This is a genomic window from Methylobacter sp. BBA5.1, from assembly GCF_000746145.1.
GTDB classification, from domain to species: Bacteria; Pseudomonadota; Gammaproteobacteria; order Methylococcales; family Methylomonadaceae; genus Methylobacter; species Methylobacter marinus.
Window position 1 is genome coordinate 20,290 of sequence record NZ_JQKS01000027.1, and the last position, 13,467, is coordinate 33,756.

Here is a 13,467-nt window from a genome sequence, read left to right on the forward strand (position 1 = left end):
GCTGACAGCGCTTTATTGATAATGAAATGTCCTCGAGTAACTGTGCATTAGCGCATTGCCATGGCATCGCTCGCGATACGGTCGAGCGGCGCAGGGAAGAACTGCATGACCCGAGAATCCGCATTGAGCGCAGCGAACGGTCCATAGTCCGCCGCGAGCCGTTGGCGTTCTGTGTCGAATTCTATCGGCTCGGCCATGGGGCCCGATTCTCGCTCATGGTGATATAACGTAAAGCCATCCGGGCGCGGTTGCAATACGTTCGTTTTGTGATATGAAGATGCGCATTGATCGCGATTGATGCGCTTTACTGCGTTCAGGACATCCTTTAATACAGCGACCATGGCAATAAAAGCGATTGCAATTAACCGGTGACATCGTTTGCTCCGTATTTTGCGTGAATATACTAAACTCTTTAAAACCTTGATATCTAAAAGAGACAAAATATGAGAGCCTTGATCTTCCTCTGCCTGCTCATGCCATTGCAGGCTTTTCCCGATACCTCGCTGTGGCGCGTCAGCCGGGGCGATACGGAATTATTTATCGGCGGCACTGTGCATGTGCTCGGTAAAAGCGATTATCCCTTGCCGGAAGAATTCGGCCTGGCCTATGCCAAGGCTCGGATGCTGGTGCTGGAAACCGATCTGGATGCCCTGCACGAACCGGAAATTCAATCCCGGTTGCTCGGCAGACTGATGTATCCCGAAGGGCAGAGCCTGGAAAACAACCTAAAGCCCTCTACTTACAAGGCGTTGGAAGCGTATCTGAAAAAGTTGGATATGTCGGTTGCTTCCATTCAGCAATCTAAACCTGTCCTGGTGATGATGACCCTGATAATGACGGAATTGCAGCGTCTGGGACTGGCGGATGCCGGCGTGGATGCGTTTTTTAATCAGCAGGCTTTAACCGACGGCAAAAGCCTGGGGCAGTTGGAAAGCGTTTCTAAACAGATGGATGTGCTGGAGAATTTGGCCAAAGGCCATGAAGATGAGCTGATCTTGAACACCCTCGACGAGTTAGAGCAGTTGCCCGTGCTGATGGGTGACGTGAAAAAGGCCTGGCGCAACGGCGATTTAACGCAGCTGGAAGCGCTGGGAATTACGCCTATGCGTAAAGACTATCCCGCCCTTTATCATATGCTGCTGGTGGAGCGTAACCTGAGCTGGCTGCCGCAGATTGAAGCGTTTCTGAATACGCCGGACACGGAATTGATTTTAGTCGGCGCGCTGCATCTGGCCGGAGAAGACGGTCTGCTGGCGCAATTGCGTCAGCGTGGTTATAAGGTGGAGCCGTTTTGACGAGTATAATCAATGCGGTACGGATTTACTTCTGGCCTCCAGAGGGTTATTCGTATAGTGCGAATAAATTCGCACCGACGGGATTGCCGAAACAACCACAAGGTCCATTTCCAATTCCGGAATGAACCGTAGGGGCGGACCAGCGTGTCCGCCCTGTGTCCGGTGCACGACAGGTTACCGGGAAACCATTGGCCGAGGGGAAACCGTTGGGCAAGGGTGAACACATAGGTTCGCCCCTACAGTTTACCCGGCATATTAATATTGACTGAGCACTAGCCTACCTACCGTCCTGAAAAAATTCCAGAGCATAACGGCTTAGCCCGGCTTATTCGACGCCAGCCCGATCAATCCCTGAATGTATTCCAATGTTACGTCTTCATGGCGGGTCGCCAGATACATGGTCTTGGTCAACGGCAGGCCGTTGAAGCGCAGGCTGTCCAGCGACAGCTTGCCGGCTTTTTCCGTCAGCAGCCATTCCGGCAGCAGGCAGACGCCGCGCTGGCTGGCCGCCAGTTGCAGCATGATGTCGGTTTCCTCGACGGTGATGTGGTTCAACGGCTCAATGCCGGCGGGCTGCAACACTTTCCGGAACATGTCCAGGCGTTCCCGGTCAACCGGATAGGTCAGTACGGTTTCCTGCCGCAGGTCCGACGGCTCGATAAAGCCGCGTCCGGCCAGCCGGTGCCGGCTGGCGACGATGAGCACCAGTTCAAAATCGAACAGGGTCTGATAGTGCAGCGCGCCGTCGAAGGCGGGATCGGAGGTCAGGACCGCGTCCAGCTTGTAGTGCCGGATGGCTTCAAGGGAATTGAACCGGTAACGGGAGGTGACTTCGACCTCCAGTTCCGGCCAGGCCAGCAGATAGGGCTGGAGAATGGTGCGGAACCATTCATAGCAGGCATGGCAGTCGATGCCGACGGTCAGTTTGCCGGTTTTTCCGGCGCCCAGCAGGGTCAGGTGCTGTTCGGCGGAGTCAACGGTGGCGATGACCGATTCGGCGACCTCGGAGAGGTATTTTCCCGCCTGGGTCAGCACCAGCAGCCGGCCCTGCTTGCGCCACAGGACGACGCCCAGGCGCTGTTCCAGGTTCTTCATCTGATGGGACAGGGCCGATTGGGTCAGGTGCAGTTGGTCGGCGGCCGCGCTTAACGTGCCGCTCTGTTTCAGCGCCAGCAGGATGCGCAGATGAATCAGTTCCATTTATGAATTTTTCTCATGAAATAATGAGAAACTATCAATATTTATCATGTTACGCAAGCCTTACAATGCGCCTGTCCCTTAATTCACGACGAGAGCAATAACAATGATAAAAACGCATAACCTGGGTTTTCCCCGCCTGGGCGAAAACCGCGAACTGAAATTCGCCCTGGAACGCTACTGGCGGGGCGAAATCGATCAGCCGGACCTGGACGGCATTGCCGCCGACATCCGGCAGCGCCACTGGCGGCTGCAAGCCGACTGCGGACTGGATCTTATCCCCGTCGGCGATTTCTCTTACTATGACCACGTGCTGGATACCAGCGTCATGCTCGGCGTCGTACCTGAGCGCTTCGGGCCGGCGGCGCAACCGGTCGGTCCGGAGGCTTATTTCAGGATGGCGCGGGGCCGGGCCAGGGACGGACAGGCGTTTCGGGCCTGCGAAATGACCAAGTGGTTCGATACCAACTATCACTATCTGGTCCCGGAAGTGGCGCCGGACCAGTCGTTTGCCCTGTCCAGCACCAAGCTGTTCGACGAGACGCGTGAACTGCAGGCGCTGGGCCATCAGCCGAAACCGGTGCTGCTGGGGCCGCTGACCTGGCTGTGGCTGGCAAAATCCGAGACCGGCTTTAATAAGTTGGATTTGCTGGAGCGCCTGCTGCCGGTTTACGGCGAAATCCTGCTGCGGCTGGCCGGGCAGGGCGTGGAGTGGGTCCAAATTGACGAGCCTGCTCTGGTGCTGGATCTGCCCGTCGCCTGGAGCAGCGCCTTCGAAGCCGTTTATCATCGCCTGCAGAACAATGGCGTCAAGATTCTGCTGGCCACATATTTCGGCGAGTTGAATGCGCACGCCTCATTGGCCTGCAAGCTGCCGGTCGCGGGACTTCATATCGATCTGCTCAAAGGCAGCGGGCAACTGACGCACGTCCTCGACAATTTTGCCGATCACAAGGTGCTGTCGCTGGGGCTGGTCGACGGGCGCAATGTCTGGCGTACCGATCTGGATGCGGCCCTGGCGACCGTTGCCGGCGTGCGGGAGCGTTTCAAGGGCGAGCTCTGGCTGGCGCCTTCCTGTTCACTGCTGCACGTGCCGATCGATCTGGAACTCGAGGCTGAGCTGGATCAGAAGGTTAAGCCCTGGCTGGCGTTTGCCCGGCAAAAGCTGACGGAACTGGCGGTATTGCGCCAGGCTCTCGAACAAGGGGCGGATGCCGCCGAGCCGGCATTATCGGCATCAAGAACGGCGGTCCGCGCACGTCGGGAAAGCGGCTTGCGGGATAATCAGGCGGTGCAGGCCCGGGTGGCGGCCATCGATGAAACCATGGACCGGAGGCAGAGCGGCTTTGCGGTACGACGGGAACAACAGCAGATCAGGCTCAAGCTCCCCCGCTATCCGACCACGACGATCGGATCATTCCCGCAGACGCCGGAGATCCGCAAGGTGCGCCACGATTTCAAACAGGGCCTGCTCAGCGAACAGGACTATATCCAGCTGATGGAACAGCAGATCGAATACTGCATCCGGGAGCAGGATGAACTGGGCCTCGATGTGCTGGTGCATGGCGAGCCGGAGCGCAACGACATGGTGGAGTACTTCGGCGAACAGCTGGCGGGTTTCCTGACCACTGCCCATGGCTGGGTGCAGTCCTACGGCACGCGCTGCGTCAAGCCGCCGATCATCTACGGCGACGTCAGCCGGCCTGCGCCCATGACCGTACGCTGGATCAGTTATGCGCAGAGCCAGATCGGCAAGCCGATGAAAGGCATGCTGACCGGCCCGGTCACGATTCTGAATTGGTCGTTCGTCCGCGATGACCAGCCCCGTTCAGTCACGGCCTACCAGCTGGCGCTGGCCTTGCGCGATGAAGTGCTGGATCTCGAACAGGCCGGCATCCCGGTGATCCAGATCGACGAGCCGGCCTTCCGCGAGGGACTGCCGCTGCGCCAGGCGCAATGGACCGAGTATCTGGACTGGGCGGGGCGCGCTTTCCGCATCAGCGCCGGCGGCGCTCAGGACGCCACGCAGATTCACACGCACATGTGCTATGCGGAATTCAATGACATCATCGAAGCCATTGCCGGACTGGATGCCGATGTGATCACTATCGAGGCGTCGCGTTCCAATATGGAACTGCTGGATGCGTTTATCGATTTCGATTATCCGAACGACATCGGGCCGGGCGTTTACGATATCCACAGCCCGAATATCCCGACGACCGAAGCCATTGTCGCGCTGCTGAAAAGGGCCGGCGAACGGATCAGCCCCGAGAAGCTGTGGGTCAACCCGGATTGCGGCCTGAAAACGCGGCAGTGGGAGGAAGTCCGGAAAGCGCTGGGCAATATGGTCGAAGCGGCGAAAATAATGCGTTCTGCCGAGGCCGAAGGGTAGCGCGTCGGGCTGATCGGATTTATCAACGAGCAATTTTCTGGAACGTTGTCCCGCTTGCATCTCCATTGTAGGGTACGCATCGCGTACCATTTTTGAGGATAATTCACTCGGAATGTTTTGAAAAAGGTACGCGGTGCGTACGAGACTGTGAAAGTATTCAATTTAAAAGATTTAACCACGAAGGACACGAAGCACACGAAGTTTTAAGTTATTGATTAATTATATTTTTTCTTCGTGTCCTTCGTGATCTTCGTGGTGAATAAGGCTTTTTATGACGCTTTTCACTAATTCTTTCACAGTCTGGTACCCTACTCAGTTTCAATGACGGATTGGGTATCCGCAAGAAGCGGGGATTTCATAAGTCAATCAGACAGCATGAATTGATTGACTAAAAGGCTGTTGATACCGGCATGCGGATGCTAATCTACTCCTGATCACTTGCTATCAGGAGAATGCGATGAATATTGCCCGGCAACAACCTCCCGACCCCGTCCGGACGCGGCTGCTCAAGGCCGCACTGGAATGTTTTTTGGCCGATGAATACCATAAGGTCACTACCCGGCTGATAGCCGAAAAAGCCGATGCCAACATTTCCATGATCCGCTACTACTTCGGCAATAAGGAAGGTCTGTACGAGGAGATGATCCGGGATACGCTGAGCCCGTTGCTGGATGTGCTGGACGGGCCGATGCTGTCGTCGGCGGAAGGATTCTCAGCCTTCCTTCGTCTCTATTACGACACGATGACCGAACGGCCGGAATTTCCCAAACTGATCCTGAAAGTGCTGGCTTTGAACCAGGGGCCGGGGCGGCGTTTTATCCAACAGATGCTGGAACGCGGGCGCACGCGGGGCGCGAAAAAGGTCGCCGACTTGAAAATGTACGGGCAGATCGCTCCGTCGGTGGACCCGGATGTCCTCAGGATGGCTTTCGTCAGTCTGGCCATGACGCCGATGCTGTTGAAAGATATTTTTGAGGAACAAATGGGCCACGCGTTGGATGCCGCTTTCCTTGAAGCGCTGGCCGATTTCAACGGCCGGCTTTTTACGGCGGGCCTTGCGCCGGCCGCGCCCCCATAACAGGAGGAACTTCCTTGTCGTTACAGAAAAATGCCGGCGCCGTTCGACGGTTTTCCGGCCTGATGAAATTCGCCGGCTGGCTGCAAAACATCCCGAACAAGATCACGCCGCCGCCGTTTCGCCTCATCCAGATCGGCTCGGCGTTCTGGCAGTCGCGGGCGCTTTACGTCGCCGCCCGGCTCGATATTGCCACGGTGCTGGGCAACGAGCACCTCACGGTCGATGAGATTGCCGCTCGCGTTGTTGCGGAGCCTGATGCCGTTTACCGGCTGCTCAGGCTGTTGGCGGCGCTGGGCGTGTTCGAGGAAGCGTCGCCCCGCGTGTTCCGCAACAATGGCCTGTCTGCCTATCTGCGCGAGGACAACCCGAAAAACGTGCGCGCGATGATTCTGATGCACAACTCGGAAGCGATGAGCCGGCCGTGGTACGAACAGCTGGAAAGGGGCGTGCGAAACGGTGAGGTGCCGTTCCAGCTAACGCATGGACAGGCAATGTTCGGCTATATGGATGCCCATCCCGAGTTCGATCGCTTATTCTCGCGGGCGATGGACAGCGTGGAAGCGCTGACCGGCGACAGCTTCGCGCGGGATTTTGACTGGGGACGGTTCGAGCGCGTCATCGATGTTGGCGGCTCGAACGGCAGTAAATCCCTTGCCATTCTGAAACATCACCCGCATCTGACTGCCCTGGTAGTGGACCGTGCTCAAGTTATCCGTGAAGCGGCGCAACACTGGACAGGGCGCGAGGAGCCGGCCCTGCTCGCCCGCCTGGAATTTCAGGCCGGCGATCTGTTCGAATCGGTTCCGGCGGCGGCCAGCGACAAGGACATTTACCTGCTCAGCGCCGTCCTGCACGGCTTCGATGACGATCATTGCGTCAAGGCTCTGCGCAATATCGTCAGCGCCTGCGCCGGAACGGGCGCCCGCATTGCCCTGATGGAGCTGGTTCTGCCCGAATCTCGGGCCGACTTTGCCGGTGCCGCAGTCGACATGCAGATGTTCATGGCTACCCGCGGAAAGGAAAGGACGCTCGATGAATGGCAAAAGTTGTTCGACCGCTGCGGCCTGGTGCTGGAAGAACAGGTGAGCCTGCAATCGTTCGCGAAAGTACTGGTGCTGCGGCCGGGGCAATGAAGGTCGTGTCCGTGCCTCGGGTTAAATCGCGCGCAAACATTTTATGAATCAAAAATTTAACCACAAGGACATGAAGCGCACGAAGTTTTAAGGTGTTGGTTAGGAGTGCGCATAAAATAACTTCCTCAAGTGCGCGGAGGAATTTCCGGTGTAGGTGCGGATTTATTCCATGCCTATTACTGAGGATTTGGTCATAAATAATTTCCCTGTTTAAACATAGGATGTGCCGACGACAGGAGGCGCATCGTTCGCGAGCGATGCGCTTCACTGCGCCGCCTAGAGCGCTTGCTTTGGGTCAGCACATCCTATGCAAGACTCTAATTTCAGGAAGTCATTTTTAGCCAAATCCTTAGTATCGCCAACTTTCACATTCCCGTATCTTTTTGATGACGGATTGATCTGGAGTTATGTGAATGCCGTGGTTGCGCGTGTCCGTTCTGGTCCGGTTTAAGGCTCCGATTCAGCCACTTGCCGCAGGCCACTAATGACTTCGGTGAAGCGATGCTTGAACTGCTGCAGGTCCTTCGGCTCAACGGATCGATTCTGCAATTGCTGGTGAAGTTTTACACAGCTGTCATTGACGCTGGAGATGGAGAGATTGGCGCAAATGCCTTTCAAGGCATGCAGCCAGGCTTCGGCACCGGCCCAGTTTTTTTGCTCCAGATAGTCTTCCAACAGGTTTTCCTTGCCCTGATAGCTGTTGTAGAACAGCTCGAGCAGTTTTTTGTATTTCTTTTCATCGTTATGCAGTCGCGACAGGCCGCTTTCGACGTCTATGCCGGGCAAGCGATAATTGGTGAGCGCCGGGTCGGCGCCGGCGGCGCTGTTGACTGCCGCGAATCTGGCCTGCCCCTTGCTGAGCTGGTGGAATATTTTCCTTAATTGTTCGATATCGATGGGTTTTGTCATAACGTCGTTCATGCCCGCCTGATAGCATTGACGGCGGTCGCTTTCGCCGGCAAAAGCCGTCATGCCGATGATCGGTAAAGATGTGAGCTGGAGTTGCTGGCGAATCCGCCGGGTTGCCTCGTAACCGTCCATTTCCGGCATTTGAATATCCATCAGCACCAGATCCACCTTTTCCTTTTGCAGGATTTCGATTGCTTCCCGGCCATTGACGGCTTCCAGAAACCGTTCCGCCTGGTCTTGAAGAATGTCCATGACCAGCAGCCGGTTAATGTGATAGTCGTCAACAATCAAAACGCAGGATAATTTAAACAATTGGACCGGCGGTTCGGCTTGGGGCAATATCCGGGGGGCGTTTTCCTGTTGCCCCGAGACCAGATGCCGATAAAGCAGTACCCGATCGAAAACAGGGGTTTTCAGGTAGCCTACCGGGGTGTCGGTTTCGGAAAACTGCTTGATGGCTTGTTCGCCCAGCAGGTTGTCCATCAGCGAAATCGAGAGTCCCGATAACCGGGGTTCGGCTCTGATCAGGCGGACCAGTTTCAAGGCATCAATATCCGGCAAATTCCGACTGATCAGCAAATGGCGGTAGTGATGGCGCGTCAGCTGATTTAATGCGCCGTTGCCTGTTTCCGCACTGTCGGCTTTGCAGCCTAGCGATTGCAAGAGTCCAACCAGATGCGTCCGGCTCTGTTGACGGGGCTCGACGACCATGACGTCCGGCATGGGTACGGACCGGTCGATGGCAATGGCATTATCAGTTTCAGCTTCGGCCAGTACCGGTTTAAGCGGTAATGAAAATGAAAAGCGGCTGCCCTGTCCGGGGCGGCTCTCAGCATTCAGATTGCCGCCCATCAGGGTCACCAGTTTCTTGGAAATACTCAGTCCCAGTCCGGTGCCGCCGTATTTGCGTGTGGTCGATACGTCGCCCTGGCTGAAGACTTCGAAGATTCTGTCGAGTGTTTTTCGGTCCATGCCGATGCCGGTATCGCTGATGCTGAAGTTTATTTGCGGCGATGGGCCATTCTTATCGGGGGAGATGGACAAGCGCACTTGCCCTCTTTCGGTAAACTTTAACGCATTGGTCAGCAGGTTAATCAGCACCTGCTTTAACCGCAGTGAATCGGTCCAGATATGCCGGGGCACTGTTTCGGAGACGTCGATAATGAATTCAAGCTCTTTTTCGACAAACTTGGCGGTCAGCATTTGATTGATGCTGGTCAGGATTTCAAACAAATCGCAGTCTTGATAATCCAGTTCCATTTTATTGGCGTCAATGCGCGAGAAATCGAGTAAATCGTCGATCAGGGACAGCAGCAAATCGACCGATTCAAGCGCGCGCTTCAGTTGCTGTTGCTGATGGGGGGACTCCGATGCATTCAGTGCCAGACGGGTAAAAACCACAATCGCATTCATCGGGGTGCGGATCTCATGACTCATATTGGCCAGGAACGCCGATTTGGCTCTGGACGACGCTTCAGCGGCTTCTTTGGCGTTTTCGAGTTGACGAGTCCGGTCATACACCAAATCCTGCAATTGCTCGCTATATTTTTTCAATTGCATTTGCGCCTGGTCGCGCGCCGATATCGCATAATGGATTTGCTCCAGCAATTTGTTAAAGGCGTCCGACAACCGTTCGATTTCGGCATAGCTTTTGTTCTCTACCCTCAATTCATAATTTTGCCCTTCGATAACGGTCCAGACGAAGTCGGCCAGCGATTCGATCGGTTTCGAGATGAGCTTTTGCAGGAGATAGGACAAGCACAAGGCCACAATCAGGGCGAGTATAATGACAATACCCACTACCAGCGCGGTGTGGGCCAGCAGATGCCGATAGCGCGAAAAGTCGGCATATAGAATCACGTGGCCGATTTTATTGGCTTGTGAGTAAATCGGCCGGGCATGGACAAGATAGCGCTCGGTTTCGCTGAAAATCGGGCTGTCGGTCAAAAACGCGTCAACGATCCGGGGCGCCTTCGACAAGTCGCTGTCGGGTCGCTGATAGCGTGCAAGGACCTGGTTTTCGTCGTTCAGCAATACGGCATAAATGACCTGGGGATCGTATTGCAGCGAAGCCAATGAGTTGCTGGCCTCGTCTTTGTCTTTAAACACGATGCTGGCCTTGGCATTGTCGGCAATGACGCCGGCCTGGATGGTCAGGCTGTTGGTCATGTCCTGCTTCAATTGCATCATTCTGAAGGTGATGAACAGCAGGCCCGCTATCAAGAGCACGATCGTGCTGGTCAGTACTATGATGAAAAAAAGTCGGTTTTTAATGGAGCGTTGGGTATGTATCATGGTTGTTGGGACAAATGTAATAATTGCGCTCTTAATTCCAAACCGGCCTCTTTGGCGGCTTGTTCATTGATAGCGAATCGAATCCTGTTGCCTTTATTGTAAAGAAATATCATACCGCCCTGACGATAGAAAGCCTCGGTTTCGCCGACAGTCAGGATCGGGTAGGAGGCGGCCGCTTGAAGAAAGGGTTGGGGCGATCGGATGTATTCGGGAAGATAAAGTAAATGGCAGGCGGATAAATCGTCACGCGGCTGTACCTCGGCCACTTCTATTTTATGCTGATTGATCGCTTTGCCGGCCAGGAGCGTCTCCAGGGATTCGGTTGTGCCTTGATCGCCAGCAATGCAAAAACGCATCGGTTCCGATCCGGCCGAGTCGAGGCTGGATGGCGGCCATTCGACGAACAGCGACAACCTGAAAAGGTAAGCCGCTTTAATCGTCAGCTCCCGTTGATCCATAGCCCAGCCTTGGCTCAATAGCAAAGCCAATACCAAAACCGACTTCATTAGCAACTGCATGATGCGCATATCCGGTTTTATCGTTTCAACTTATCGGGTCGGAGGGAAAGAATGAGCATCATCAATACTGGTAGGACAGCTTCAGCATGATTTCCCGGCTTGGTCCCGGCAAGGCAGGATGGCCGCCGTGGTAAGGCTGGACGTATTCGAAGCGTTCGTTAAAAATATCATAAACGCCTAATCCGACTTCCAGCCCCTTGGTCAGCAAATTTTGGTAGCGGAAATAGACGTTGGCGTTCCAGGACGGCGCGTGGTGTGTCAGGCGATCGCCTGTATAGCCGTAGCGATCACTAACGAATATCAAGGTCGGATTAATGGAAAACGACGGCGTAATGGCGGCATGCGCGTTCAAGGTCACTTTGTGGGTGGGAAAGCCGACATTCAGCCGGTCATGTATCTGGCCCTGGGCATCGATGATTTTATATTTGTCCGCCGTATTGCGGGTCGACTGATAATAAGAATAATCCAGCTTCAAATAGCCCCAGCCATTAGCGTTATAAAGCAAGCCGGTTTCGATGCCCCGGGTATTCTGGCCGGCGGCGTTGATGTAAAAATCGTCATCATTCTCATCAATCTGATACAGGATGATATTTTTGCTGCGGATATCGAACAGGTTGATGGTTAAATCCAGGTTATCGAGCAATTGATAGCCGAACTCGATTTCGGCTGTGTAGGTTCTCTCAGGATTGACCTGGCCGATTTGTTCCGCCGCCGGCCGGCCAAGATTGTATTCCGCGTTTTTTTGATAATTGCCGCCGGTCGGTATGCGGAAAGCCTGGCTGTACAGGGCCTTGAAGTGGAAGCGGCCGAAATCCTTGGTCAGGGCAAAGCGCGGGGCCAGGTTGGTGCCGTATTCATTGTAGGCGTCGAAGCGCAATCCGGCCAGCATGGTAACCCAGGGAAAGGCGTAGCTGGCCTCGGCGTAGGCGGTGTAATCGCTGAAGGTCGGCAAAGGCGTTTTCAGACCGCCCGCGCCGGTCTCGCGGAGGTCGAATTTATTGAAAGCGAAACTGTTGCCCAGCACCAGATAGTCGCCTTTTTCCGACGCCAGCGTGGTTTTGGCGTCGAACTTGTAAAAATCGACGAACACTTGCTCGCGCAATAACGGCGGTTGTCCGTCTAAATGCTTTCGGGTCCGTTCCCAGGGATTCTGGTGGGAAAACTGGGCGTTGAGATCCAATTGTATGGCTTCGGTAAAATCATGCTGGAAATTCAAGTTGGCCGCGTATGTTGTAAAGCGGTTGGTCAGGTACCGGCCCGGTTCGCTCATTGTGGCGGCAAAACCGTCGCGGCTGTTGACGCTGTAATCATCCGCGAGAAAGCGCAGGCCAATCTCCTTGTATTTAACGCCCAGGTTGATCATTCTTGAATCGAGTTCGTTTTGGTCGGCCATGTCAAAGCTTTGCCCTACCGCGTCCTGATAGATCCTATCGCTTCGATGGGCTCGACCGTATTTGCCGGATAGGCTGATTTCCCAGTCTTCCCATTTTTTTCCGGCGACCAGTTCCGCGTTTTTCCGGGCTTCGCCGCGCTCATAGCGGCCATACTGTCCGCTCACTTTGACGCCGTTTATCTGGGCCGCGCTTTTGCTGATGATATTGATCACGCCCATTTCCGCGAAATTACCGTGAATAATGGAGCCGGGGCCGCGAATGATTTCGATGCGGTCAATTTGTTCCGTTGAAAAATGATTGCCGAACTGGGTCGTGCCAAACCGATGTTCATTTAAATTAATACCGTCGACAAAAACCGCTACCTTGCCTTCATGCGCCTGAATGCCGCGAATGCCCAGGCCCACGACATTGGAGGTGTCGACACCGAAACTGAAACCGGGCACCAGTTGCAGCACGTCGATCAGGTCCCGGGCACCCATGTTGCGGATTTCCTGGCCCGAGATCACGGTCACAATGCCGGCGGCCTGGCTGGTGCACGTCGCCTTCTGGTTAGCGGATAAAAAAACCGGCACCTCGGCCAGTTCGGATAAATCCAGGTCGACAATATCGGTTTCGGAAATCGTATCGCAGGACAATGGGGCAGAAGCGAAAGCGCACTCGCACGGAATTGTAAGCGCGAATAAACCGCCCGCCAGATTTTTTATTATTTTACGTTTCATCGCTTATATGCCTCAAAACGAGGAATAGCTGTTGAGTTTCTTCAAGCGTTGATCAGTCTTGGATTAATCAACTCCTAACAAACGCGGCAATTGCCTGGTCAGTTCCGATCCGGAGGCGTGTCGCTCCGGAACGTTATCCATTGTTTCTGTTGTATTAACTTCATGGAGAATGCCGTTATTTCCATATCAGGCCAGCGTCAGCCCATCGCAATGAAGCGTTTTTCATCCTGTCTTCATAACTGGGAACGTGAATTTTTACAGCTCTCGCAACTGACTTGTCTTTCCGTCCTTCTCAGGCCTTGCCTACAGGGATGTAGGCAAGGGGCGTGAGCAAGGAGCGGAAGCTTTGCGCAAACAGCTACTCAGCTTGCCATGCGTTTGTTTCCGCGCCCTGAACATGAACAGAAATCCTGCATCAATCGCGGGGCTTGTTTCATTCCCGTGCCTAAGAGGCCGTAAAGCGAAATTGATATGCGGGATCGGTCAAAAAGTGCACTTTACCAAGTTCATGGCTCATTAGCTACTGTAAGGTTGAAT

General features: G+C 54.6%; 9 protein-coding genes. 5 read left to right on the forward strand and 4 right to left on the reverse strand.

The annotated features are described in order from the left end of the window. The first annotated feature begins 26 nt into the window (after positions 1-26). Both EK22_RS24740 and EK22_RS16375 read left to right on the forward strand, forming a co-directional pair. Positions 27-227 carry a hypothetical protein gene (locus EK22_RS24740; RefSeq protein WP_161786456.1) on the forward strand — a complete coding sequence of 67 codons (201 nt, stop codon included), beginning with the start codon at positions 27-29 and terminating at the stop codon, positions 225-227. A gap of 216 nt (positions 228-443) precedes the next feature. Next, complete coding sequence (locus EK22_RS16375) at positions 444-1,295, forward strand: TraB/GumN family protein (RefSeq protein WP_036252704.1); 852 nt, start codon at positions 444-446, stop codon at positions 1,293-1,295. Between the two features lie 315 nt (positions 1,296-1,610). On the opposite strand, the gene EK22_RS16380 is transcribed toward EK22_RS16375, so the two are convergent. Continuing rightward, the gene (locus EK22_RS16380; RefSeq protein ID WP_036252706.1) at positions 1,611-2,495 is read right to left on the reverse strand and encodes a LysR substrate-binding domain-containing protein; all 885 of its coding nucleotides are present in this window, start codon (positions 2,493-2,495) and stop codon (positions 1,611-1,613) included. Positions 2,496-2,598: 103 nt separating this feature from the next. Here EK22_RS16380 and metE point away from each other — a divergent pair, with 103 nt between their 5' ends. The 3 genes from metE to EK22_RS16395 all read left to right on the forward strand — a co-directional run bounded on the left by metE (position 2,599) and on the right by EK22_RS16395 (position 7,095). Then, positions 2,599-4,884, forward strand: coding sequence for a 5-methyltetrahydropteroyltriglutamate--homocysteine S-methyltransferase (metE, locus tag EK22_RS16385; RefSeq protein WP_036252707.1), 2,286 nt, complete (start codon positions 2,599-2,601; stop codon positions 4,882-4,884). A gap of 457 nt (positions 4,885-5,341) precedes the next feature. Then, positions 5,342-5,962, forward strand: coding sequence for a TetR/AcrR family transcriptional regulator (locus EK22_RS16390; RefSeq protein ID WP_036252709.1), 621 nt, complete (start codon positions 5,342-5,344; stop codon positions 5,960-5,962). A 14-nt stretch (positions 5,963-5,976) separates the two neighbouring features. After that, positions 5,977-7,095, forward strand: a complete 1,119-nt coding sequence (locus EK22_RS16395; RefSeq protein ID WP_036252711.1) for a methyltransferase — start codon at positions 5,977-5,979, stop codon at positions 7,093-7,095. Positions 7,096-7,542: 447 nt separating this feature from the next. Here the strand turns inward: EK22_RS16395 and EK22_RS16400 are convergent, their stop codons facing one another. The 3 genes from EK22_RS16400 to EK22_RS16410 all read right to left on the reverse strand — a co-directional run bounded on the left by EK22_RS16400 (position 7,543) and on the right by EK22_RS16410 (position 12,930). Next, positions 7,543-10,299 carry a response regulator gene (locus EK22_RS16400; protein ID WP_036252713.1) on the reverse strand — a complete coding sequence of 919 codons (2,757 nt, stop codon included), beginning with the start codon at positions 10,297-10,299 and terminating at the stop codon, positions 7,543-7,545. Next, entirely contained in the window at positions 10,296-10,805 is a 510-nt protein-coding gene (locus EK22_RS16405; protein ID WP_235209430.1) for a YfiR family protein, read from the reverse strand. Before EK22_RS16405 ends, EK22_RS16400 begins: the two co-directional genes overlap by 4 nt. A 73-nt stretch (positions 10,806-10,878) precedes the next feature. Further along, positions 10,879-12,930, reverse strand: a complete 2,052-nt coding sequence (locus EK22_RS16410; RefSeq protein WP_036252717.1) for a TonB-dependent receptor plug domain-containing protein — start codon at positions 12,928-12,930, stop codon at positions 10,879-10,881. Positions 12,931-13,467: the final 537 nt, after the last annotated feature.

Bases quoted from the DNA above. Each gene is read 5' to 3' on its own strand.
- EK22_RS24740 (WP_161786456.1), top strand. From the start codon at position 27: ATGTCCTCGAGTAACTGTGCATTAGCGCATTGCCATGGCATCGCTCGC.
- EK22_RS16375 (WP_036252704.1), top strand. From the start codon at position 444: ATGAGAGCCTTGATCTTCCTCTGCCTGCTCATGCCATTGCAGGCTTTT.
- EK22_RS16380 (WP_036252706.1), bottom strand. From the start codon at position 2,495: ATGGAACTGATTCATCTGCGCATCCTGCTGGCGCTGAAACAGAGCGGC.
- metE (WP_036252707.1), top strand. From the start codon at position 2,599: ATGATAAAAACGCATAACCTGGGTTTTCCCCGCCTGGGCGAAAACCGC.
- EK22_RS16390 (WP_036252709.1), top strand. From the start codon at position 5,342: ATGAATATTGCCCGGCAACAACCTCCCGACCCCGTCCGGACGCGGCTG.
- EK22_RS16400 (WP_036252713.1), bottom strand. From the start codon at position 10,299: ATGATACATACCCAACGCTCCATTAAAAACCGACTTTTTTTCATCATA.
- EK22_RS16405 (WP_235209430.1), bottom strand. From the start codon at position 10,805: ATGAAGTCGGTTTTGGTATTGGCTTTGCTATTGAGCCAAGGCTGGGCT.
- EK22_RS16410 (WP_036252717.1), bottom strand. From the start codon at position 12,930: ATGAAACGTAAAATAATAAAAAATCTGGCGGGCGGTTTATTCGCGCTT.